Origin of the sequence: Devosia marina (assembly GCF_009758415.1) — a bacterium.
Lineage (GTDB): Bacteria > Pseudomonadota > Alphaproteobacteria > Rhizobiales > Devosiaceae > Devosia > Devosia marina.
This window is the reverse complement of the sequence record NZ_WQRF01000002.1, coordinates 448,609-472,978: the sequence shown is the minus strand read 5'-3', so window position 1 is coordinate 472,978 and position 24,370 is coordinate 448,609. Positions and strand designations below refer to the sequence as shown.

Annotated in this window: 20 protein-coding genes; 1 reads left to right on the top strand and 19 read right to left on the bottom strand. The window is 62.3% G+C overall.

Annotated features, from left to right (window positions below; all coding sequences use genetic code 11):
- The 17 genes from GO014_RS10135 to GO014_RS10055 form a co-directional block, all read right to left on the bottom strand.
- Positions 1–705, bottom strand: a complete 705-nt coding sequence (locus GO014_RS10135) for an ABC transporter ATP-binding protein (protein WP_157290216.1) — start codon at positions 703–705, stop codon at positions 1–3.
- The gene (locus GO014_RS10130; protein WP_116587350.1) at positions 706–1,488 is read right to left on the bottom strand and encodes an ABC transporter ATP-binding protein; all 783 of its coding nucleotides are present in this window, start codon (positions 1,486–1,488) and stop codon (positions 706–708) included.
- A gap of 107 nt (positions 1,489–1,595) precedes the next feature.
- Positions 1,596–1,958 carry a methylglyoxal synthase gene (locus GO014_RS10125; protein WP_116587351.1) on the bottom strand — a complete coding sequence of 121 codons (363 nt, stop codon included), beginning with the start codon at positions 1,956–1,958 and terminating at the stop codon, positions 1,596–1,598.
- A gap of 73 nt (positions 1,959–2,031) precedes the next feature.
- The gene (locus GO014_RS10120) at positions 2,032–3,522 is read right to left on the bottom strand and encodes a protoglobin domain-containing protein (RefSeq protein ID WP_157290215.1); all 1,491 of its coding nucleotides are present in this window, start codon (positions 3,520–3,522) and stop codon (positions 2,032–2,034) included.
- A 99-nt stretch (positions 3,523–3,621) separates the two neighbouring features.
- The gene (locus GO014_RS10115) at positions 3,622–3,981 is read right to left on the bottom strand and encodes a DUF1801 domain-containing protein (RefSeq protein WP_157290214.1); all 360 of its coding nucleotides are present in this window, start codon (positions 3,979–3,981) and stop codon (positions 3,622–3,624) included.
- Entirely contained in the window at positions 3,981–4,274 is a 294-nt protein-coding gene (locus GO014_RS10110) for a hypothetical protein (RefSeq protein WP_157290213.1), read from the bottom strand. Before GO014_RS10110 ends, GO014_RS10115 begins: the two co-directional genes overlap by 1 nt.
- Positions 4,275–4,388: 114 nt before the next feature.
- On the bottom strand, positions 4,389–6,041 hold the full coding sequence (locus GO014_RS10105; protein ID WP_246204538.1) for a methyl-accepting chemotaxis protein: 1,653 nt from the start codon (positions 6,039–6,041) through the stop codon (positions 4,389–4,391).
- Between the two features lie 97 nt (positions 6,042–6,138).
- Complete coding sequence (locus tag GO014_RS10100; protein ID WP_157290211.1) at positions 6,139–7,881, bottom strand: methyl-accepting chemotaxis protein; 1,743 nt, start codon at positions 7,879–7,881, stop codon at positions 6,139–6,141.
- 308 nt (positions 7,882–8,189) lie between these two features.
- Complete coding sequence (locus GO014_RS10095; RefSeq protein ID WP_246204537.1) at positions 8,190–10,283, bottom strand: methyl-accepting chemotaxis protein; 2,094 nt, start codon at positions 10,281–10,283, stop codon at positions 8,190–8,192.
- 157 nt (positions 10,284–10,440) lie between these two features.
- Positions 10,441–12,480 carry a methyl-accepting chemotaxis protein gene (locus GO014_RS10090; RefSeq protein ID WP_157290210.1) on the bottom strand — a complete coding sequence of 680 codons (2,040 nt, stop codon included), beginning with the start codon at positions 12,478–12,480 and terminating at the stop codon, positions 10,441–10,443.
- Between the two features lie 293 nt (positions 12,481–12,773).
- A complete protein-coding gene (locus GO014_RS10085) occupies positions 12,774–14,837 on the bottom strand; it encodes a methyl-accepting chemotaxis protein (RefSeq protein WP_246204536.1) in 2,064 nt (687 codons plus the stop codon).
- 144 nt (positions 14,838–14,981) lie between these two features.
- Positions 14,982–17,510 (bottom strand): methyl-accepting chemotaxis protein, encoded by a 2,529-nt coding sequence (locus GO014_RS19140; protein WP_157290209.1) that lies wholly within the window; start codon positions 17,508–17,510, stop codon positions 14,982–14,984.
- Between the two features lie 258 nt (positions 17,511–17,768).
- On the bottom strand, positions 17,769–18,158 hold the full coding sequence (locus GO014_RS10075) for a response regulator (RefSeq protein ID WP_104892861.1): 390 nt from the start codon (positions 18,156–18,158) through the stop codon (positions 17,769–17,771).
- A 112-nt stretch (positions 18,159–18,270) separates the two neighbouring features.
- Complete coding sequence (locus tag GO014_RS10070; RefSeq protein ID WP_210252438.1) at positions 18,271–19,329, bottom strand: protein-glutamate methylesterase/protein-glutamine glutaminase; 1,059 nt, start codon at positions 19,327–19,329, stop codon at positions 18,271–18,273.
- Positions 19,329–20,168: a CheR family methyltransferase gene (locus tag GO014_RS10065; RefSeq protein WP_157290207.1), complete on the bottom strand. Its 840-nt coding sequence runs from the start codon at positions 20,166–20,168 to the stop codon at positions 19,329–19,331. Before GO014_RS10065 ends, GO014_RS10070 begins: the two co-directional genes overlap by 1 nt.
- 34 nt (positions 20,169–20,202) lie before the next feature.
- Positions 20,203–21,693, bottom strand: a complete 1,491-nt coding sequence (locus tag GO014_RS18995) for a methyl-accepting chemotaxis protein (RefSeq protein ID WP_210252437.1) — start codon at positions 21,691–21,693, stop codon at positions 20,203–20,205.
- Between the two features lie 172 nt (positions 21,694–21,865).
- The gene (locus GO014_RS10055; protein WP_116587361.1) at positions 21,866–22,456 is read right to left on the bottom strand and encodes a chemotaxis protein CheD; all 591 of its coding nucleotides are present in this window, start codon (positions 22,454–22,456) and stop codon (positions 21,866–21,868) included.
- Positions 22,457–22,622: 166 nt separating this feature from the next.
- On the opposite strand from GO014_RS10055, the gene GO014_RS10050 reads away from it, so the two are divergent.
- Positions 22,623–22,976, top strand: coding sequence for a hypothetical protein (locus GO014_RS10050; RefSeq protein ID WP_157290206.1), 354 nt, complete (start codon positions 22,623–22,625; stop codon positions 22,974–22,976).
- Positions 22,977–23,086: 110 nt separating this feature from the next.
- Here GO014_RS10050 and GO014_RS10045 read toward each other — a convergent pair whose 3' ends face one another.
- Both GO014_RS10045 and GO014_RS10040 read right to left on the bottom strand, forming a co-directional pair.
- Positions 23,087–23,404: a DUF190 domain-containing protein gene (locus tag GO014_RS10045; protein ID WP_157290205.1), complete on the bottom strand. Its 318-nt coding sequence runs from the start codon at positions 23,402–23,404 to the stop codon at positions 23,087–23,089.
- Positions 23,401–24,351 carry a sodium-dependent bicarbonate transport family permease gene (locus GO014_RS10040; RefSeq protein WP_157290204.1) on the bottom strand — a complete coding sequence of 317 codons (951 nt, stop codon included), beginning with the start codon at positions 24,349–24,351 and terminating at the stop codon, positions 23,401–23,403. The genes GO014_RS10045 and GO014_RS10040 overlap by 4 nt, the downstream gene beginning before the upstream one ends.
- Positions 24,352–24,370: the final 19 nt, after the last annotated feature.

The following is a 24,370-nucleotide window of genomic DNA, read 5'->3' as shown; positions in this document are numbered from 1 at the left end:
TCAGCCCCCGAGGAAAGACTTGGCGACTTCGGGGTCGGCGATGAGCTCCGCCCCGGTGCCGGTATAACGGTTCTGCCCGCCCGCGAGAACAAACCCTTTGGACGCAAAGGCCAGGGCCTGGCGCGCATTCTGCTCGACCATGAGAATGCCCACGCCCTCTTCGTTGACACGCTGGATGGTCTGGAAAATTTCAATGACATAGCGCGGCGACAGGCCGGCAGAGGGTTCGTCCAGCATCAGGAGCTTGGGGCGGCTCATCAGCGCCCGGCCCATGGCCACCATCTGGCGTTGCCCGCCGGAGAGTTCGCCCGCCGGCTGGCGCCGCTTTTCGGCCAACACCGGGAACATGGCATAGACCCAGGCCATGGTGTCAGAGAAGTCGTCGGTGCGGGTAAAGGCGCCCATTTCCAGGTTCTCTTCAACACTCATCGAGGTGAAGACGTTCTTTTCCTGCGGCACGAAGGAGAGGCCCTTGGGCACCAGCTTGTCGGGCAATGAATTGGCGACATTCTCGCCGCCGAAATCGATGGTGCCGCCAGTAACCTTGAGCAGGCCGAAGATGGCCTTGAGCGTGGTCGACTTGCCCGCGCCATTGGGACCGACAATGACCCCGATATCGCTCTTGTCGATGGCCATGTTGACGCCATTGAGAATGGGCGCACCGCCATAGCCACCCACGACGTGCTTGAGTTCAATGAGTGCCATCTATTCGGCCTCCACAGGGGTGCCGAAATAGGCTTCGACGATGGCCGGATTGGCGCGGATTTCGGCCATGGGGCCCTCGGCGATCTTTTCGCCCTGCGCCATCACGATGACCGGATCGCAGAGCCGTCCGATCAGATCCATGTCGTGTTCAATGACAAAGAAGGTGTAGCCCAGCTCGCGGTTCATGCGCTCGATATTGGATGCCAGATCGTTGAGAAGGGTCTTGTTGACGCCCGCGGCCACCTCATCGAGCAACACCACTTTGGCATCGACCATCATGGTGCGGCCCAGCTCGAGCAGTTTCTTCTGCCCGCCCGAGAGATTGCCGGCCAGCTCGTCGCGCACATGGCCGAGCTTGAGAAAATCGATGACGTCGAGCGCCTTCTTGCGCACCTCAGTCTCGCGGCTCCTGACCAGGCCAGGCCGGAACCAGGTATCGATCAGGTGCTCCCCCGGCTGGTCGCCCGGCACCATCATCAGGTTTTCCAGCGCCGTCATCTGCGAAAATTCATGCGCGATCTGGAAGGTGCGCAGCATGCCGATGCGGAACAGACGGTGCGGCGGCAGGCCGGTGACGTCTTCGCCATCGAAGATCACCTGGCCCTCATCGGGCACGATATTGCCGGCCACCATGTTGAACAGCGTGGATTTGCCCGCGCCATTGGGGCCGATCAGCCCGGTGATCGAGCCGCGCCGGACCGAGAGCGAGCAATTGTTGACGGCGGTGAGGCCGCCGAAATGTTTCGAGACGTTGCGAACGTCGATAACCAAGTCTGAGGACAAGTCGAATTTAGCCCCGGTTTCCTGAATGCCTGTGCGCCCGGTTCAATCCGGGCAATTTTGGGGCATCTGCTCACAAGAGCGCGGCAATATCAACCTTCTGATAACCCTCAGACCGCCGCCAATACGGCGTCTGCTGTGGATTTGTTGTTGGCCAGGGGCACATCATAAAGCGTGGCCAGGCGCGTCAGCGCCTTGACGTCCACATCATGCGGCTGCGCCGAGAGCGGGTCGATGAAGAAGATCAGCACATCCAGCCGCCCCTCGCAGATCATGGCTCCAAGCTGCTGATCGCCACCCAGCGGGCCGCTTTTGAGCAGGCTGACGGCAAGCCCGGTGGCCGCGGTGATCCGGCTGCCAGTGGTGCCGGTGCCCCAGAGCTCGTGCTGTACCAGCTTGTCCTTATGCGCTTCGGCCCAGCGGCAAAGATCGTCCTTCTTGTCGTCGTGAGCCACCAGACCGATGCGCGCCATTGCAAATGCCCTTGTTGAATTCCGCTGGCGTCTTCATGCCCGCCAAAGCGCAAAAGGGCAATGGAGGGGGCAGCTATCCTGCATGCCAGTGAGCGGCCAGCGCGGTCTGGTCGTGATCGGGGAAGGCCACGGTCTGCTCTGCTGGCGTTGCATCGGGCGCAAAGGCAGCCGCCAGGTCAGCAAAGGCCCCCGTTGCCAGCAGAGCGTCTCGCACACCCTCCCGCGCCGTCTGGCTCTTTTCCCAATCTTCCTGCAGCGCAGCGCTGAGCCCACGCGCTTGCGCGGCCATCGCCTCAAGAGCGGCAAGCTGCGCTCGCGCTGCCTTGGCAGCGGGAGCGATAGACACCGGATCCTCGGCTGCCGTACCGTTCAGACGCTCCAGCGCCGCCTGCAGGGCGGCGACGCTGCGGGTCATTTCATCCTGCCGGCCGCCCGACTGCACGCGAAGCGCCCGACACTGGCCGGACAGGCGGCCCAGACCCGCAGACAAGGTACGCACGGCCTCGTCCTCCCTCTGGGCAGCCAGCAATTGCGCGCTCAGATGCAGGGCATCGAGCTGTTCGGCAAAGCCATCTAGCACCCCGGCATCGGCCTGTTGCGCCGCGTGCACTGCTGCAAGCGCCGCCGCCTTGCGCTGCACGGCCTTGTTATGGCGCGCCGCCGCATCAAGGATCGCACAAAGTTGCTCAGCGAGCGGCGCCTGCCCGGCCAGTTCGTCGGCCAGCGCCACACCCATCTGCTCTTGCTCATCCCGCGCATTGGTCAGCGCTGCAGCGTGTGTCGCCACATTGCCAGCGACCTGGTGCATGGTTGCGCTCGCCCCCTCGAGATCCGCGATAAGCGCCATCACCTTGTCGGCAAGCCGCTCGGCTCCCGCGTAGAGCGGCGCCAGATCGGGGTCTGTCGGCGCCTCGGCAACTTCATGCCTTTGGCCGTCGGCGGCCAGTTCCAGGGCCTGCCCGGCCTGCTTTACGGCCTGGCGCAAGCGCTGGCGCTGCGCTTCGGCATTGTGAAGTCCTTCCTCCCGCAATTTGGCGATATAGCCCGAGAGGCTGAGATCGATGTCGAGCAGCACACCGGCCAGAAGCGTTGCTAGGCCTTCGGCAATCGCCTCGGCCACCCGCTGGACCCCCGCCTCGTCCGACCGGCCAAACAGCCCCAGCGCACCCCGCCGGGACTGCAGCGCTGCAGCCATGCCGTCCTGAATGACACCCTTGACCAGGACATCGACAAGGCTGGCATAGCTACCCACATGCCAGCGCGGTTCGAGCCCGATCCGGGCGTGGCGCAGCCCCATGCGCCGCGACGCTTCGGCAAAGCCCGCATCGAACCGCCCCCCGGCCAGCGCCCGCCAGTGCTCGGCCAGGCCTTCGCCATTGCTGTCAAGACGATCGCGGCCATAAAGAAAGCGCGCGGCGCTGGGGCTCGTCGCCACCTGCGCGGTGAAGCGCTCAACGGCGACTTCGACATGGCGCTCGACCAGATCCGCAATTGGCGCCAGCCGGGCCTCCACATCCTTGTCGAGCCCGACAAATGCAAGCCTTTGCTCAAATGTGTCCTGCATCCCCGCCCTCGTCTGGCCGCGCTGTTCGTCAGCGCCGATCAGACCCCGGCGGGGTAAACATCGTGGTTAACAAATCCCTATCGGGATCTACTTATACTGCTAGAGCTTGAGTGCTACGGCTTCGGCCACCAACATCACAATTGCCGTTTCAGGCACCGGCTCGCCGGGATAAAGCCGCAGAAAACGGCCCTTCTTCAAATGGCTGCCCTCAAGCAGACCATCACGATCCTCGAGCTGTCTGCCATTCTCGAAGTAGATCGCCACCCGATCATCATGGGGAAAGACGGCACAAACCAGTCCGGCGACTTCATGCCGGAAATTGACTGACCGCCAGCCGAGCTTGACGCTTCCGGTCAGACCCGCAACGTTCGCCAGCAGCCGGACCACTTGGCGGCACAGCTGTCTTACAGATTCCGGTTGCTGGGCCAGAATGGCGTCAAGCTCGCTCTGGCTGATCATCAGGCGGCCAGACGAACAGCGCTGTGGCGCATGACGACGCTGCCAGGGTCAATCATCATCATGGCGTCAAAGTCCTGCATGATCCGGCTCATCTCAGCTGCCGCGGTTCTTGCATCTACGTCGCTGGCCCATACCACCATGTCGATCCATTGCCCGTCCTCGCCTTCGCTCAAAGTTCGGCTGACAAAACCGGGCTGCCGCTGGGCCCAGCTGCTTACAGTATCGTTGGCAGCGAGGAAGGCCTGACGATCGGGGATCGCGAGGCGAAAGGTGACGAGTTCAAGAATCTGCATGACGCACTCCAAGGGTCTGACGAGGCGGAACCATCCGCCGCACGCCTTCCTCTCCCGCCGTCCTGTCAGCTTGCGTCAGTAGCCCGGCCGCATGGCATCGCCGGCAAGACGATACTAGAACTGCGTCCAGTCGGTCGCCAGCGCTGTATTACCGGCGCTGCGGGGTGCCGGGCGCATTGCGGGCGCAGGCTTGGACGGCGCCTGCGGCCGTTTCAACGGTTTTGCGGTGTCCTCGACCCGAAAAACATCCACGATCCGGTCGAGCTCGCTGGCCTGCGCCTCGGTCTGTTCGATGGCTGCATTGGTTTCTTCCACCAACGCCGCATTGTGCTGGGTCATCTCGTCCATGGTCCGCACGGCCACCGTGACTTCTTCAAGCGCCTGAGACTGCTCGCTATTGGCCCGGGCAATGGTGTCGATCAGCCCCGCGCTTTCCTCGGCGCGGGTCTGAATGTCGAGCAGCGTCTCGGCGGCGCGCGCCACCAATTGGGTACCGTTTCGCACCTCGCCGGCGCTGGCATCGATCAACTGCTTGACGTCGCTGGAGGCCTGGGCGGCGCTCTGCGCCAGGCGGCGCACTTCCACAGCGACCACGGCAAAGCCCTTGCCGGCCTCGCCAGCCCGGGCCGCTTCCACCGAGGCGTTGAGGGCCAGCAGATTGGTCTGGAAGGCGATGTCGTCGATCATGCCGATAATGTTGGAGATCTTGCCCGACGAGGTTTCGATGGCGCTCATGGCTTGATTGGCCTCCCCCATCACTGCGCCACCCTCAGTCGCGCTGCGCGACAATTGACGGGCCGTGTCGCTGGCGGTTGCTGCCCGCTTGGCGTTTTCCACCACGGCCGTGGACAGCTGCTCGACCGACGCGGAGGTCTGCTCAATGGTCGCCGCCTGCCGCGTGGTGCGGTCGGCCAGATCATTGGCGCCGGACAGAATTTCTCCCGTCGCTGTCTTGAGCGAGCGGGAAGTCTGCTGCAATTGCCCGACGATCTCGGTCAGCCGTTCGGCCACCGCATTGGTGTCCTGCTTGATCTGGTCGAATTCGGGGTCGAGGGCCTCGGTCACCCGGCTGGTGAGATTGCCCTGGGCCACATCGCGGAGCACCGCCCCGGTCGCGGCGACGGCCTTGTCGATTTTTGCGCGCGCCGCGTCATCGGCCTCTCGGGCATCAGCGGTCAGCTTGTCGAAATAGGCAGAAACGCCGATGTCGACATCGAGCAGCATGGATTTCAGTACCGCCACCAGCATGTCGGCCATGGCATCAGCATCAGCCAGCACGGCCTCGGCCTTGCGCGGCACGGAACGGCCGAAACGGCTTTTTTCCGGCTCGAGCGCTGCCGCCATGGTGTCGTGCACCAGTCCGCGCACCAGCGTTTCCATGATCACGCCATAGCCACCGATATGCCAGCGCGGCTCCAGCCCGATCTTGGCATGGCGGAGGCCCACCTTGCTGCTGGCCTCCATATAGGCCTGATCCAACTGCCCCGTCGCAATGGCCGACCAATGGCCGAGCTGCTTGGACTTGGCCCGATCCATCTGTGGCTTGCCATCAAAGAAGCGGGCTACGGCCGGCACCTCGGCGATCTTGGCGTAAAACCGGGTCAGCGCCGGTTCAAGATGAGCCTCGATCAGCGGCTGGGCGCGGGCGACGCTGCCCCGCGCATCTTCATCAAGACCGATAAAGTCGAGACGGGACTGGAGAAGGTCGGCGGTATTGGAGGTCATGGCAAGGGTTTCCAGATTGGGGTCTGTGACGTTCTGTGCCAATCGAGATTCCCAAATCTTGATCTGGATCATTGTCACGAAAAACCTAGCCATTCATGGTAAAGGATCGGTTATCGCGTGGCATGCGCAGGGCCTTTCGCTAGGCCTCCATCCAGTCTCCGCCCGCCACCTTGAGCAGGCGCGGCGCCGCTGGGCGCGCCGGCTCGGGCATCGCTGCAGGCTGCCCGCTGCGGAACACGGCCACAATCCGGTCCAATTCACCGGCCTGGGCCTCGGTCTGCTCGATGGCGGCATTGGTCTGTTCCACCAGAGCTGCATTGTGCTGGGTCATCTCATCCATCTGCCGGACGGCCACAGCCACTTCTTCGAGCGCACCGGACTGGTCGCGGTTGGCGGTGGCAATGGCGTCGATCAGGGTTGCGCTTTCCTCCGCTCCGACAAGAATGTCCTGCAGGCGCTCGGCGGCACGGTTGACCAGTTGTGCCCCACTACGCACCTCCCCTGCGCTGGCCTCAATCAGCGCCTTGACGTCCGAGGAGGCGCTGGCCGCGCTCTGCGCCAGGCGCCGCACTTCCACCGCAACCACCGCAAAGCCCTTGCCGGCGTCACCGGCCCGGGCTGCTTCAACCGAAGCGTTGAGGGCCAGGAGATTGGTCTGAAAGGCGATGTCGTCGATCATGCCGATGATATTGGAGATCTTGCCCGACGAGGTCTCGATGGCGGTCATGGCCTGCGTGGCGTCATGCATCACCTCCCCGCCCTCGGTGGCGTTTTGCGACACCGCGCGCGCCTTCTCGCTGGCCATGGACGCGCGCTTGGCATTGTCCGCCACCGCGCTCGACAACTGCTCCACCGCCGCCGAGGTTTCCTCGATTGTGGCGGCCTGCTTGGTGGTCCGGCTCGAGAGATCATTGGCCCCGGACAGGATCTCTGCGGTGGCCGTGCGCAACGCGCCGGAGGCGTGGCGCAGCCCCGAGACAATATCCTCAAGCTGCTCGAGCGAGGAATTGAAGGCCAGGCGCAGTTGCTCGTACTGGCCCGTGAACTGGTGCTCTATGCGGCAGCCAAGGTCTCCCTTGGCCATGCGCGCCAGGCTCGAGGTCAGTTCGGCGATGATCCCTTCGGCCCGCTTGCGCTCGGTGATATCGGTGGCGAACTTGACCACCTTGACCACCCGCCCGGCGGCGTCGAGCACCGGATTATAGCTCGCCTGGATCCAAATTTCCTTGCCATTCTTGCCGAAGCGCTGGAACTCGGCGGCCTCATACTGGCCGGCCCGCAGCCGTTCCCAGAACTGGGCATATTCGCTGGAGCGGGCATAATCCGGGTCGCAGAACATGGCGTGATGCTGCCCCACGATCTCTTCGAGCCGGTAGCCAACCGTGGTCAGGAAATTCTCGTTTGCCTCAATGATGGTGCCATCGAGCTTGAAGGCAATCACGGCCTGTACCCGGGAAATGGCTTCGATCTGCGCCGCCAAATCGGCCGATCGCTGCGTCTGCTCGGTAATGTCGGTGGCGAACTTGATGACCTTGACCGGTCTGCCCGCATGATCGAACACCGGATTGTAGCTGGCCTGGATCCAGATTTCCCGGCCACCTTTGGCAAAACGCTGAAAGGCCGCCGACTTGAACTGCCCCTTGGCCAGATCGGCCCAGAAACTCTGGTAGTCCGCGCTCTTGGCATAGTCGGGATCGCAGAACATGGCATGGTGCCGGCCCACGACCTCATCCAGTCCATAGCCCATAGCGCTGAGGAAATTTTCGTTGGCCGTGATGATCGTGCCATCGAGCGCGAATTCGATCACCGCCTGACTGCGCGAGATAGCCGCAACCTTTGCCGCATTGTCACGATGGCTGCTGCCAAAGGAGATCTCAACCATGCCTGCCTCTCAACCCCCGCCACCCGAACCCCACGGGGTGGCCTCGACTTCAAGGCTGCGACCACAAAGTTAACAAGATCATTTGTTGATCTGTACTGGATCACCCCATATTGAAATTTTGGAGTAAGTTGTACTACACACCGCGCAGAGTCTGGTGATCTGAAGAGATTTAATACGGAAATATACCAATAAATACACCAGACCAGGCCACGACGGCGCGAAATAATTGGAACATTTTTTCCTCGAAGCAAGAAGGCCGGCATCCATTACTGGACACCGGCCGAGATCATGTCGTTTGTCGGCTTTGTCTAGAACTCGTCCCAGTCAGCCGAGATGGCGGCATTGCCCTGGCTGAGATAGGCGCTGGCGGCCTGCTGCACCTTCCTCGCCGGATTCGGCCGCGGCGCGGCGGCTCGTGCGGTCCTGTGCGCAATTGGCGCCAGGCTGACCCCGTCCTCGGCAGCATCTGTCCTGAACACCGCTACGATCCGGTCGAGTTCACTGGCCTGGGCCTCGGTCTGCTCAATGGCGGCATTGGTCTGTTCGACCAGAGCTGCATTGTGCTGGGTCATCTCGTCCAGCGTCCGAACGGCAACGCTAACCTCGTCGATCGCCGACGCCTGCGTCTGGCTGGCCTTGGCAATGGCCTCCATCAGCCCCGCATTTTTGTTGACCGCGCCAAGCATGTCGCGCAGTTGCGTGGCCGCGCTGGAGACCAGATCCGATCCGGATTTGACCTCATTGGCACTGGCCTCGATCAACGCCTTGACCTCCGAGGAGGCTTCCGCTGCGCTCTGGGCCAGGCGGCGCACTTCAACGGCCACCACGGCAAAGCCCTTGCCCGCCTCGCCGGCGCGTGCCGCTTCCACCGAGGCGTTGAGCGCCAGCAGATTGGTCTGGAAGGCAATGTCGTCGATCATGCCGATAATGTTGGAAATCTTGGCCGAGGACTGAGTGATCCGCTCCATCGCTGCATTGGCCTTGTCCATGACTTCGCCATTGCGCGCGGCATCGGCGGAAACAGTCGTTGCCGACTGATTGGCGTCCTCTGCCATCCGGGCATTCTCGGCCACGGTGCCAGCGAGCTGTTCCATGGCTGCGGACGTTTCCTCGATGGTCGCTGCCTGCTTTGTGGTGCGTTCCGAGAGATCGTTTGCGCCCGAAAGGATTTCGCCGGTGGCGACCTTGAGGGCGCGCGACGTGACGCGCACCTCGCCGATCACGTCACTGAGCTTCTCGGCCACCGCATTGGTATCGGCCTTGAGCTTGGCAAAGGCGCCCTGATACTCCCCTTCCATGCGCTGAGTAAGATCGGCCTCGGCCAGTCCCGCAAGCACCTGGCCAGTTTCACTCAGACCGCGTTCGACTGTTTCCACCAGGCTGTTGACGCTGCCGGCCAGGCCATTGAGCTCGGCATCAGGAAATTGCGCATGCACGCGCTTGGTGAAGTCGCCTGCGATCGCAGCATCCACCACTTCACCGAAAGCTGCCTGCAGGGCGACCATCATGTCGGTACGCTCGATACGCCGGCGCTCGGCCGCTGCGCGTTCCTCATCGGTCATCTGGCTGACCTTGAGACCATTTTCGCGGAAGACCTCGACGGCGCGCGCCATGGCGCCCACTTCATTACCCTTATCGGTAAAAGGCACGTCGATATCGTAATTGCCCTGGGCCACAACATCCATCGTGCCGGCCAGCTTCGGGATGGGCGACATCATCAACCGCGACAACGCATAGCCCACCGCGCCCAGCCCGACCAGCGCAATCAGGCCGACAACCAGAAGAACATTGAGCGCCTCGTAGATCGTCTCTTCGAATGCTGCCTTGCCACTACCCACGAACAAGATGCCAGTAACGTTGCCGTCCTTGTCCACTACTGGATAATAGGCCGTGAAATAGGCTTCGCCCAAGATATTGGCTTCGCCAAAGAAAGCCTCATTGTTCATTATCTTGGCAAACACCGCCCCACCACGCCCGAGCGGTGTTCCCACGACCCGCTCGCCGGCTTCGTCCTCGATCGTGGTCGTCATGCGCACGAAATCCTGCGCAGCTTCGTCCCACCCAAAGATAGTCGCCTGCTCTCCCGTCACCCTGGCGATGGAATCCACCAGAGCATGATCGATGAAACGCCGCGGCATGCTCCAGACCTGCACAGACGCAAGATCGCCGTCCTCGGCCCAGTTCACCTCGGTTCCCGGCAAGTTCGATTCGAGGATCGTCGCCGCAGCCTTCAAATTGGCGACCTGTTGCGTCATCGCCGAGTCAGACATCGATGAGGTCAGGCTCAGATAAATGCCAACGGACACACAACTCACCGAAACGATGACCGTGCAGATGACCAATGCTGCAACGGCGGTGGTCATCTTGATATTGCCCAGGAAGCGCTTGATTGTTTTGCACATGTGCCAGGCCCTTATGGATATGGGTCCGGCTCCCCCGCGGAACCGGCGCCTCTATTGGGAAATATCCTAGGAGAATGGGCTTAACCGATTATTGAGGATAACAAATGTTTGCGGCCCGCACTGGGCGGGCCGCTTATTATTGTTCAATGCGAGTGGTTTAAAATTCGTCCCAATCGGCCGCAATGGCCGCATTGCCCTGGCTGAGATAGACCTTGGCGGCCTTCTGGGTCGCCCTGGCCGGCGCCGGACGGTCCTGTCGCGGAGCGGTTGCCGGGGCACTCATCAAGTCGATGCCGCTCTGGTCGATGGCGAAGATGTCCACGATCCGGTCGAGCTCGGTCGCCTGGGCCTCGGTCTGCTCGATTGCCGCATTGGTCTCTTCCACCAGGGCCGCATTGTGCTGGGTCATCTCGTCCATGGTCCGCACGGCCGCGGTCACTTCCTCGATCGAGGTGGCCTGTTCGGCGCTGTCCCGGGCAATGGCTTCAAGCGACTGGGTGTTTTCGCGGATCGCTTCGAGCATGCTGGCCAGCTTGCCGGCGGCTTCACCCACCAGCTTGGAGCCGGTCGTCACCTCGCCGCTCGACTGCTCGATCAGCGCCTTCACATCGGAAGATGCGCTGGCGGCGCTCTGCGCCAGGCGCCGCACTTCCACCGCAACCACGGCAAAGCCCTTGCCGGCATCGCCGGCGCGCGCTGCCTCCACCGAAGCGTTGAGCGCCAGAAGATTGGTCTGGAAAGCGATATCGTCGATCATGCCGATGATGTTGGAGATCTTGGCCGAGGAGGCGGTGATCCGCTCCATGGCCTCATTGGCTGCATCCATCACCTGCCCGCCTTCTTCAGCGGTGCGGGTCACCCGTGAAGCGCTGGCGCTGGCCTGCTTGGCCCGCTCGGCATTGCTCAGCACGGTTGAGGCAAGCTGCTCCATGGCAGCCGAGGTTTCCTCGATAGTCGCGGCCTGCTTCGTGGTGCGTTCGGACAGGTCATTGGCGCCCGAAAGAATTTCGCCGGTCGCCGATTTGAGCGATCCCGAGGTGCGGCGCAGCTGCATGACCACTTCGGTCAGCTTCTCGCCCACGGCATTGATGTCGGATTTGAGCTTGGCGAAGGCCCCCTCATATTCTCCAGTCATGCGGCGGGTCAGGTCGGTATTGGCCATGGCGCCAAGCACCTCGCCCACTTCTTCCACGCTGCGATCGAAGGTCTCGACCAGATTGTTGACACTTCCCGCCAGGCTGTTCAGCTCGGCATCAGGGAACTCGGCATGCACGCGCTTGGTGAAGTCGCCCGCGACTGCAGCATCGACCACTTCACCGAACGCGGCCTGCAATTCGGTCATCATCTGACGGCGCTTTTCTTCGTCCGCCACGATACGCGCGGCCTCGGCCTCGGTCATCTGGCTGACGCGCAGGCCGTTCTCGCGGAACACTTCCACCGCGCGGGCCATGGCCCCCACTTCGTTGCCCTTGTCGGTATAGGGCACATCGACCTCGTAATTGCCCTGGGCCACCACATCCATGGTCGCGGCCAGCTTGGGGATCGGCCGGGTAATCAGGCGCGAAGTGACAAAGCCAATGGCACCGAACGCGACCACGGCGGCACCGCCAACCACACCGATCAGTCCCAGCACGGCATTGGCTGCCGCTTCCACCCTGGCCATGGGCGTGCCCACAAAGATCGCACCCATCACTTCGCCATTGGTCTTCTGGATCGGCTGCAGCGCAGAGTAATATTCGACCCCGTCAATATTCACCCGGCCCAGCACCATTTCGCCGGCATTGAGCCGGGTGACGACATCGCTATCGGCCGCCAACGTTCCGCCCACGGCGCGGGTCTGCGCATCGGCCATCAGGCTCGTCGTCTTGGCCACCATGTCACCGGTTGCTGAGTCGGCGACATAGATGGCCGCGTCCTGCTTGGTGACACGGGTCACCGAGTCGATCACTTCGGTGTCGTAAAAGGGAGGGATGGCCCAGCTCTGGAAGGAGGCGATGGCGCCTTCTTCGTTCCAGGTCAGCACGGAACCGGAAATGCGGCGCTCAAGAATGGTGGCGGCCACGCCCAGATTGGTTTCCTGTTGCACTTCGCTGTCCGCCATGGACTGCGCATGCAGGTTCAAATAGATCGCGGTCGAAACCGCCGCGATCGAGCCAATGATGGACAGCATGACCAGAACCATGATGGTGGTGGTCATGCGCACATTTCCAAAAAAGCGCGCAACTTGTTTCATAGCGGTTCTCCCCCGTTCGGACCCGGCCTTCCTTCTGGAATCACTTCTGGAACGGCCCACTGGCGGGACACGCTATGAGAAACTATTTACCGAAAACTGTACGGATCTTTCCGGAATCGATTTCAGCGCCACTTGCCGGACAAAAAATGTGCAGATCGCCGCTTTTTTGCGTTCATGTGAAGGCGTGCGGCGTTGCACAAGGCCGCATGGGAGTTCATCGGAACCTCAATGCGGCCTGTTTGTCCGTGCCGATTGGCCTAGAACTCGCTCCAGGACAAGTCGAGCGCCGCATTGCCCTGGCTGAGATAGGCGTTTCGAGCGGTGTTGGTCCGCGCCCGGGCGCCGGGCGCTTCGGCCTCCGTTCTGGCCGGAGGCGTGACGGGCGAGCTTGCGTCGCCGACATGAAAAACATCGACGATTCTGTCGAGTTCGGTTGCCTGGGCCTCGGTCTGCTCGATCGCCGCATTCATTTCTTCGACCAGCGCCGCATTGTGCTGGGTCATCTCGTCCATGGTGCGCACCGCCGTATTGACCTCCTCAATCGCGGAGGCTTGCTCTCGGCTTTCTGAAGCGATGGAGTGCATCAACTCGTTCGACGCACGGGCCGCCTCGAGAATGGCGTCGAGCTTGGTGGCGGCATCGGCCACCAGGCGCGAACCGCCCTTGACCTCATCGGCGCTCTGCTCGATCAGCACCTTGACCTCGCTCGAGGCCTGCGCCGCGCTCTGGGCGAGGCGCCGCACTTCGACGGCGACCACGGCAAAGCCCTTGCCCGCCTCGCCGGCGCGCGCCGCCTCCACCGAGGCATTGAGCGCCAAGAGATTGGTCTGGAAGGCGATATCGTCGATCATGCCGATAATGTTGGAGATCTTGCCCGAAGAACAGGTGATCTTTTCCATGGCGCCGGTGGCATCGGCCATCACCTGGCCACCCTCTTCGGCCGCGCGCGTGACCACGCTGGAGCGCTGGCTGGCATCCTGCGCCCGTTCCGCATTGCTGAGCACGGTCGTGGCCAACTGCTCCATGGCCGCCGAGGTTTCCTCAATGGTCGCCGCCTGCTTGGTGGTGCGTTCCGAGAGGTCATTGGCGCCCGAGAGGATTTCGCAGGTCGCGGTCTTGAGCGTGCCCGAAGTGGCGCGCAATTGCCCCACCACATCGCTCAGCTTTTCGGCCACCGCATTGGTGTCAGATTTGAGCTGCGCCAGTGCGCCCTCATAGTCCCCCTCCATGCGGCGGGTGAGATCGGTATTGGCCAGGGCACCCAGCACCGAGCCGACTTCGCTGACGCCGCGCTCGAAGGTGGCGACCAGATTGTTGACGCTACTCGAGAGCGCATTGAGCTCGGGATCGGGGAATTCCACATTGACGCGGCGGCCAAAATCGCCGGCTGCAGCCGCATCGACCACCACGCCGAACGCGTCCTGCAATTCGCCCATCATGCGCTGGCGGTCTTCCTGGTCGGCCACGATCCGTGCCGCTTCGGCCTCGGTCATCTGGCTGACCCGCTGGCCGTTCTCGCGGAACACTTCCACGGCGCGCGCCATGGCGCCGATCTCATTGCCGCGCTCGACAAAGGGGACTTCGACCGCGAAATCGCCTGCGGCAATGGCATCCATGGTTTGTGCCAGCCTGGGGATGGGGCGGGTCAACAGGCGCGAGGCCAGAAGTCCGATCACGCCCATGACCACCAGCAACACGCCTGCCATCGCGGCCAGTCCCGGCAAGGCTGCATTGGCAGCAGCGTCGGCCAGTGCCACGTCCTTGCCCACCCAGAAGGCGCCGAGCAAGGTGCCATCAAGCTTGTAGACCGGATAGGCCGCCGCATTATAGGTCGTGCCTTCTACCGTCATCTCTCCATAATAGGCTTCGCCCGATGCCAGGGTGGTGGCGGCCGGGCTGGCCGGGTCGAGCACGAAATCGGTGATGCGCTCGCCTTCGACCTCGAAACTGGTCGACTTGGCGATGAACTGCCCGGCCTCGTCGAGGCTGAACACGATGGTTTCGCCGCCAGTGACCCGGGTAACCGAATCCACCGCGCCGGTGTCGTAGAAATTGGGAATGGAATAGGTGGTGAAGCTGACAATGCTGCCATCCTCCTCCGACCAAGTCAGCACCGATCCGGACAGGCGCTTTTCATAAACCGTTGCTGCGGTCTTGAGATCGGCATCCTGCTGGGCAATCGCCTGCCCCACGGCCTGCCCGCGCAGGCTGAGATAGGTGCTCGCGCTATAAGCGACGATGGTCACCATGATGCTGGTCAGCAGCAAAGCGGCAATGGCTGTGGTCATGCGCATATGGCGCCAGCCCGTCTGAAATTTCATGGTTCCCCTCCCAACCCGGAGCCGAGGTCCTCTTCCTCGGCGACCACACGCTATCCCCTGGAGGCTTAACGACAGGTTGATCTTGTATGGTAGTTATTCGAGCCTGAAAAAGGGCGCTGCCAAGCGCCCTTCGTCAGAGCCGGGTTAGAACTCGCTCCAGTCGGCATCGACGGCCGCGTTGCCCCTGCTCAAATAGGACTTCGCGGCGGTGCTGAGCTTGGCTTGCAAGCCACGCGCTCCCTGGGCGATGGACTGGACCGGGCCTTTCGCCTCTTTCGGAGCCGAGATGACCGGCGCCGCATTGCGCTGTTCCAGGGCAAAGATGTCGACGATTGTGTCCAGCTGGGTTGCCTGGGCTTCGGTCTGCTCGATCGAAGCGTTCATTTCCTCGACCAAAGCCGCATTGTGCTGGGTCATCTCGTCCATGGTGCGGACGGCTGTATTGACCTCCTCAATGGAGGCGGCCTGTTCGCGACTTTCCCGCGCGATATTGTTCATCATTTCGCTCGAGGAACGGGCCGAGGCAAGGATTTCCTCCAGCCGACCGGCGGCGTCGGCAACCAGCTTGGAGCCGCCCTTGACCTCATCGGCGCTCTGCTCGATCAGCGCCTTGACGTCGCTTGAGGCCTGCGCCGCACTCTGGGCGAGGCGCCGCACTTCGACGGCGACCACGGCAAAGCCCTTGCCGGCTTCGCCGGCGCGCGCCGCTTCCACCGAGGCATTGAGCGCCAAGAGATTGGTCTGGAACGCGATGTCGTCAATCAGCCCGATAATGTTGGAAATCTTGGCCGACGACTGCGTGATGCGCTCCATGGCCGCCGTTGCTTGACCCATGACCTGCCCGCCTTCTTCTGCGGTGTGGGTCACCCCGGTGGCAACGCCCGAAGCCTGCTTGGCGCGTTCGGCATTGCTCAATACCGTGGCTGCAAGCTGCTCCATGGCCGCAGAGGTTTCCTCGATTGTCGCCGCCTGCTTGGTGGTGCGTTCCGAGAGATCATTGGCGCCCGAGAGAATCTCACCCGTAGCGGTCTTGAGCGTGCGCGAGGTGTCGCGCAACTGACCCACAATATCGGTGAGCTTGTCGGCCACCGCATTGGTATCTGCCTTGAGGCGGGCGAACGCTCCCTGATAATCACCCTGCATGCGCTGGGTGAGATCGGTATTGGCCAGCGCCGATAGCACCGAGCCGGTTTCGCTGACGCCCCGGTCGACCGTCTCGACCAGACCATTGACCGAGCGGGCCAGCGTATTGAGTTCGTCATCGGGGAACTCGGCCGTCACGCGCCGCGAGAAATCCCCGGCAATGGCGGCATCGACCACCTGGCCAAAAGCCCGCTGCAAATCCTGCATCATGGCGGCGCGCTCGGCCTGGCTGGCCACGATCCGGGCGGCTTCGGCCTCGGTCATCTCATTGACCTTGAGGGCGTTCTCACGGAACACCTCGACGGCCCGGGCCATGGCGCCGATCTCGTCGGCCCGGCGCGCGCCCTTGACCTCGACCTCGAGATTCCCGCCGGCCAGCGCGTCCATGGTATCGGTCAGGCGCGAAATCGGCTTGCTGATCGAGCGGGCAAAGAGAAAGCCGATGACGGCTGCAATGGCGAGGAGAATCCCGCCCACAATCAGGGTCATATTGCGCATCTGCACAACGGCGGCATAGGCCTCGTCTTCCGGCTGCACGGCAGCAATGGCCCAGGTGACGTCATGCACACTCACCGGCTGGGCCCGCACCACCATCGGCGCGCCGCGATAATCGGTGCTCAGGCCTTCCCCGGTTTCGCCGGCAAAGGCACCGGCAATGACATCGGAAGTGAGGCTGGTGGCCAGCACATCGGCCTCTTCAGTGCGCGGGGATTCAGAGCGCAACAGGCCATCCTGGCCCACCACCACCACTTCGCCACTCCGGCCCAGCCCCGAGAGGCCGGAAACGGCGGTGCTCATCACCTGCGGCGAGATCGCCAGCACCATGACGCCGGTGCTCTCATCATTGCTGTAGACGGGCATGGCCATGAAGCTTTCCGGCGTCGCGGTGGGGCTGTAGAGCGAAAAGTCCACAAAGGCCGCCTCGCCCGGGCCCAGATCCTTGGCCGCAGCGAAGGCCTGCCCCAGACCCGAGGCGGCAGCATCTCCGTCATTGACGACATTGGTGGCGAAATCGGTGTTCTTGGCCACCGAATAGACCACGTCACCAGCGGCCGAAACCATCAGCACATCGGTATAGCCGCGCTCGAGCATGAGCGTGCGGAAACCGGGATGATAGCGCTTGTGCACCGGATCGTAGCTGGCACCCATGATCCCGACACTGTCGACCGCCGCGCGGTCCTCGGGATTGGGGCTGTCGGTCACATAGGCCTTCTGCAACTGCGCCGCAGCCCGCTCCTTGAGCCCCATGCGCAACTCGTCAAGCGAGCGGGTCATGTTCTGCATGGCCGTCACGGTATCGGAGCGCTGCACGAAGAGCCGCAGATCGACCTCGGCACTGGAATAATAGTCGCTGACCAGCGCGCTGGCTGTATTGAGCGAGGCCTGCATGGACTGGTCGCGCTGTTCCTGTACGGTTCCCAGGCCGATCAGATAGCTCGCAATGCCCACGCCAGCGCTGACAATCAGCGCCGACCCCACCAGGGCCAACGGCAATTTCTGGGCAATCCTGAGCTGCGGAATGAATTTCATTTTTGTGTTTGCTCCCCAACGGCGACTGCTCCCCCTAGGCAGCAACAGGCCGGGCGGCCCATGCGCAGGCAGTCACGCAACGCGAACGCGCTGTCATGGAAACGATACCGGCACAGGCTTAATCACTTCTTACGGACAAGTGCGGATCGCCCATTTATTAGGCAAACACCTGTGAGAACAGTGTTTTCTCAATGAAAAACGCCCCGGCTGCGACAGCGGAGGCGTTTGAACTTTTGTGGGGCGACCGCTAAGTACCGATCAGGTCAGCGCGCCGATCACCGCCTCGATCCGCTTCTTCATGGTCGAAGCATCAAACGGCTTGATGATGTAATTGTTCACACCAAAGGAAATAGCTTCCTTGACCTGTTCCTTGTCCGAGCGGCCCGTGGCCATGATGAAGGGCATGGCTTGTGTCCGGGGATGCTTGCGGATCACCTTGAGCAGGGTCAGCCCGTCAATATCTTCCATGTTCCAGTCGGAAATGATCAGATCGACATTGGACTTTTCAAGCTTGCCCAGGGCATCGCGCCCGGACTTGGCTTCGATGATGTCCTTGAACCCGAGCTGGGTCAGGATGTACTTACAGATCCCGCGCATGGACTGCTGGTCATCAACGATCAGGACGCTCACAGCGCTCGCTTTTGGCATGGTTGTTCTTACCTCTACGCGCCTGCGGCCTTCGGGCCGCACTTGACTCAAACTCTATGGGTCAAGCGTTACAAATCTCTCAACTGCGCCATTGGCATTCTCGCTTGCCCATTCACGCGGCGGATTTGAGCTTGACCAGCGCATTGGCCAGCTTGGCTGCGATCTGTTCCACCGGCGCCTGCTCGACCACCGCGCCTTCCTCGAAGGCCACGCGCGGCATGCCATAGACCAGCGCCGAGGCCTGGCTCTGCCCCACGGTATAGGCGCCCGCATCGCGCATGAGCTTGAGACCTCTGGCGCCATCCCGGCCCATGCCGGTCAGAATGGCGCCGACGGCCATCGGCCCGACGGTCTTGGCCACCGATTCGAAGAGAACATCAACGCTGGGCCGATGCCCGCTTTCCAGCCCATCCTGACCCAGGCGGCACTTAAGCTGCCCCGAAGAGCGCTCGACCCGCAAATGATAGTCGCCGCGGGCCACATAGGCGTGACCCGGCTTGAGCGCCATGCGGTCCTCGGCTTCCTGCACGGTCAGCGCGCACAATTCATCCAGCCGCGCGGCAAAGCGACCGGTAAAGCCGGCCGGCATGTGCTGGGCGATGACCACCGGCGGACAATCGGCGGGCAACTCTGACAACACGGCGCGGATCGCTTCCACCCCGCCGGTCGAAGCGCCAATGGCGATCAGCGCGCCGTCGGGCGCAGCGGCCGTCTTGAGCGGCATCTTGCCGGTCTTGGGTACCTCGGCCCTGCTGGCCGAACGGCCACGTACATCCGATTTCGCCGCAGCGCGGATCTTGTCGCGCAGACCGACACCGAAGGCATCGAGCCCGCCGGCAAACTCGGCACTGGGCTTGGCGACAAAGTCCACGGCGCCCAGCTCGAGGGCCAATAGCGTTTCGCTCGCCCCCTTCTTGGTGAGTGTCGACACCATCACCACCGGCGTGGGCCGCAGGCGCATCAGTCTTTCAAGGAAGGCCAGCCCGTTCATGTTGGGCATTTCGATATCGAGTGTCACCACATCAGGATCGAGGGTCTTGATCTTCTCGCGTGCGTCAATGGGATCGGTGGCGGTGCCCACCACATCGATATCGCCGTCCCGCGTCAGCATGCGGGCCAGAACTTCGCGGATAAGCGCCGAATCGTCGACGACCAGGACCTTGATGCTCATCATGCAGCTCGCTTGTTCAGTTTTTCACGCGACTGGTAGATCGTCTTGCCCACAAGCCGGAAGCCCTCGCCACCTGAACCCAGGTTTTCCGAGTGGCCGATGTAGAGGAAGCCTTCGGGCGCGAGCATCTTGGAAAAGCGTCCAAACATCTCGCCCTGCGTCGGCTTGTCGAAATAGATCGCCACATTGCGGCAGAAGATGGCGTCGAACGGCCCCTTCATCGGCCAGGGGCCAATCAGGTTGAGCGGCTTGAACGAGACCAGCTCGCGCACATTGGCGGGTATACGGATCGACCCTGTCGCGCGCTCGAACGGACGCGCCCGTTCCGCGGAAAGACCATTGAGCTCTGTTTCCGGATAGACCCCACCGGCCGCCTTGGCCAGCACGGCGGTGTCGATATCGGTGGCCAGGATCTTGAAGTCCCAGCGCTTGAGCTCTGGAAAGGCAGCAAGCAAATCCATACCGATCGTATAGGGCTCCTGGCCTGTCGAGCAGCCGGCCGACCAGATGCGCAGCCGCGTGCCACGAGGCCGTTCGGCGATCAGCGTGCCCACATAGTCCCGCAAATGGTCGAAATGGTGATCTTCGCGATAGAACCGCGTCAGATTGGTGGTCAGCGCGTTGACGAAATCCTGCCCGTCCTTGGCCGATCCGCCGCGTTCCAGATAATCGACATAAGCGTCAAAGCTGGGCAATTGCAGCGCGCGCAGTATCTTGGAGAGCCGGGACACAACCAGCGTGCGCTTGGCATCACTCAGCGAAATACCGGCGACGGAATAGACCCGTGCCTTGATACGAGCGAATTCCCGCTCGCTGAGGGCGTATTCCCCCTGTTCCATGCAACCACCCTTTTTGTCCCGGACTTCTTCCGGATTAACTGGCGGCGCGCTGGTCGAACGCGATCTCCTGATCGGCTATCTCGACCACCGGCCCTGGCGACGTAAAAAACACCGAACGGGGTACCTTCGTCTCCTCTTCGGCAGCGATACTGACTGGCCCGTTGCTTAGATTGCGTAAATTCTCTTGCAGTTGGGCGGTGATTTTTTGCAAGCCCCCAGCCTCGTCGAGGCCGATCCGGGCCTGCGCCCGGCCCTTGTCAGCGATGACGCGGATGTCCTTGGCGCTGCGGTTAGTAACTTGCGCCAACTGACGCACCTCATCGGCCACCACCGCAAAACCTGCACCCTTTTCGCCCGCGCGCGCCGCTTCCACCGCCGCATTGAGCGCCAGAAGATTCGTGCGGAACGACACATCCTCGATCCCGGCGGTCATGGTGTCGATTTCCCGGGCCATCCGATCGATCTCGCTGACCAGCATGCGGGTGCGGCCCGCCGCCTCTTCGGCCTGCCGGGCCAGCGATTGTGCTGCCTCATTGCGCGTTCTGGCTGCCGCCAGATCTGCCTCGAGCGCCGTCATCTTCTCGACGCCCGCGGCCAAGGCCGCACGTGCTGTTTCCGCCGACTGTTCGGTGGCCGCTGCTCGCGCTTCGAACTGGGCCAGCAAATCCTTGACCGAGGCGAGCCTGGTTTCGAGCGCCACCCGAGCCTGGGCTTCGTCACGCTGCTGCTCATCAAGGCCCGAGAACAGCTCGATCACCATCTGCGCCTCGTCCGAAAGCGGCAGGTCCTGAATATCGACGGTCCTGCCTTCCATGACGGCACGCAATTGGCTCACGCCATCGTCCAGCGCTGCAAGGGCCGTATTGATCTCCTGCAGCACAGGCTGATTGGTCACCGCGTCGTCTTCGAACCGGAAACCGGTGCGCCCCTGCCGCAGCGCTTCGAGCATCAGGTCGAACCGGTCATCTTCGATGAAATATCCTGCCGGCTGCAATTCAAGTGCATAGCGCCCCGATGGCAAGGCCAGGCGCTGCGCCACAAAGCGCCGCTGATCGAGCAGCACCAGCGCTTCCTGAGGTGCACCACCACCGGTTTCGAGATAGCCGGCGCCGAACAGGCCATCAAGGGTTTCGCCTTCCCTGGCGCCAGGCGCCAGGCGCTCCATGCCGCGGCTGGCTGCCAGGATGATGCCATGCTCGTCGACCACCAGGAGCGGCGCCTCGAGCATGCCGATGGCCGCCCGGAAATGATGGGCCTTTTCCAGCCGCTTGCCCAGGCGTGTGACAATGCCGCCGATGGACAAAGCCTCGCCCGACCGGTCGGACAAACCGGCAGCCTGAACCACGGCCGCCAGACGCTGCGCCTCGCGCTGGTCAAAGAGAGCGCCCCCGGCAAGGCACCCGGCAATGCCAAGACCGACAAGGCTTCCGACGGCAGTGAACCAGGTGGCGCCCGGTCCGATCGCCAGCAGCAGCCCGCCCGCGCTCGCGCCCAATAATGTCCAGAGGCCGGATGCGGCCAGCATGAGACGCAATCCCCGGCGGGGGGCAAGCGAATCACCACTAAAAACGGCACGGTCCGACATGACCGAACCCTATCTTAATAATGGTTAATCAAATCTATAAGGCCTGGCGCGGCAGTAAGACTTTCGTAAGCCCGGCTGGCGCGCCAAAACACGCCCAAGAAATGGTCGGCAACTAGAACAGTTCGATATCGTCCACCGGCGCCGGCACGACGACGCGGCGCCGCGCAATCGCCAGTTCTTCCTGCGCCACATTGGCCCCCGCATCGCTGTCGAGCCGTTTGACGAAAGCCCGTCCGGAATGGGGTTTGAACAACACGCGGCGGGCAAAGCTGCCCCCCAGATCCTCGCTGGTGGACACATAGCCCTCATCAATCAGGAACTGGCGCACGAATTCTATGTTCTTGGCGCCGACATCATCGAGCGCCGAATTGATCTTGCCGCCCCCGAAGATCTTGATCTCAAGGTTGGACTTGCGCCCCGAGCCCTGCGAGAGCACCTTGTTGATCAATTGCTCCATGGCAAAGGCGCCGTACCGGGCCGAAGCGCCATAGCGGTCCCGGGCCGAGCCCGACTGCTCGGCAAGCAGGAAATGGTTCATCCCGCCAACCAGAGCGACCCGGTCACGGACACAGGCCGAAATGCACGACCCCAAGACGGTCGAAAACGTCACGTCCGCAGCGTTGGAAACGTGGCAATCGCCTTGGTGAACCGTTGTCACCACACCACGATCGAACTCGGGTGGCAGGGTATTGGTCGGGGGCATGTCGTCTTGGTCTACCTCTGCGGGCGAATTGGTTCGGATGGTAGAGGTAAACTCGTTAGCCAATTGCTAACCACGACCTACGAGTTCGCTGGCGATGTCCTATCGAGCAAGGAGAGGTTTAGAAATTGCGCTATAGGGTTGTCCGAACAGGGCCAGGAAATTTTCAATGTCACTGCAGAAACTCGCACGAGAATTGGACGAGACGGCGCGGCAAACCGCTTCCATGCTAGAAGGCATCACAGAAGCGCTCGAACTGCTCGCCGACAAGCAAATCAGCAAGGACCCGAGCGTTCGGGAAGCCGTGCAGCTCATCATCACCGCCCTTCAGGGCCAGGACCGGATCGAACAGCGCTGCCACAACATGGCGCTGGCGGTGCGCCAGTTTGCGCTCCTGCCGCCCACCGCCCCCGACAGTGTCTATGACGAAATCTGGGCCAGCCTGACTTTGGACGAATTGCGCGTCCCGGCCCTTTCGGGCATCGCTGCCCATTCGAACCATGGCGACGCCGAGCTGTTCTAGGCTTTCAGGTTCCGGTTTTCATTACGCTGGCGCCTGGAGCGCCTTTTTGCGTTTCAAGACCCATGGACCGCTCGGCCAAGACCACAGAACCGTCTTCCCGGCGAGTTCGCTCAGGAAAATTTGTCGGGCCGCAACACGTTTACCGCGCTGATCATCACCACCATTCCATAGCTATCGAGCAGGGGACGCAGATCGTCCAGAAAGCCTTCTGCTCGAGCCGGTTCCGCCACCGACAACAACGTCACCTTGTGCTCTGCGCTGGTAATCAGATCATCGCTCCAGCGACCCGAGGCGCCTTGCCCCGACAGTGTCGGCATCACGGTGTGCCCCAGAATGCCATGCTTTTCGAGCAGGCTCACAAGCTCGGGAACCAACGGGGCATCCACCAGCACTTCGATGCGCGTACGCTCTGCGCCCTGTAAATTCATCTCACCACCCACTGAGCCAGCCACACATAGATCGGGATGCCGATCAGGATATTGAACGGAAACGTCACCGCCAAAGACATGCCCAGATAAAGGCCTGGGTCAGCTTGGGGCAACGCCAGACGCATCGCCGCGGGCACCGCAATATAGCTGGCGCTGCCGGCGAGAATTCCCAACGCCGCCGCCGTGCCGGTATCGAGCCCCAGAACACTGCCCAGCAACACGCCGAGCGTGCCGTTGGTCAGGGCTATGGCCAGTGCAAGAGCGATCAGCCGCGGCGTCAGGCTGCGACCATCCTTGAGCCGCTTGGCCGCCACCAGCCCCATGTCGAGCAGAAACAAACACAAGACCCCGCGAAAGGCGCCCTCGAATACCGGAGCAATCGAGGCAAATCCGGACTTGCCGACCAGTAGCCCGATGACAAAGCTGCCCACCAGGAGCATCACCGAGCCATTGGTCAGGGTTTCGTGCATCAGCTCGCGCGCTGGCCGCGTTCCGGTCACACCGAAGCGCTGTGCCAGCAGCAGCCCGCTGATGATGGCTGGCGTCTCCATCAGGGCCAGAACAGCCACCATGTAACCGGCTGCCGGAATCTGTTGCCGAGTCAGAATTTCCAGGCCGGTGACGAAGGTCACTACCGACACCGAACCATAATGCGCCGAGACCGCGGCTGCATTGACGGGGTTGAGTCGGCCCACGCTTCGCAGCACCAGAAATACTGGAACAGGAATGAGAAAGCTCAGAGTGATACCGGCGACCGCCGCGATCATCAGATCGAATGTGAAGCCGGCCTCGGAAACCTCGACGCCCCCTTTCAGGCCGATCGCCACCATCAGGTAGAGCGAAATGCCCTTGCCGATGGCCTCGGGGATCGCAAGGTCTGACCGAAGCAGGGCCGCCACCGCGCCAAGAACGAAGAACAGCACAACTGGCGAAAGCAGGGTTTCCAATATATGTCTCTTCCGTCTG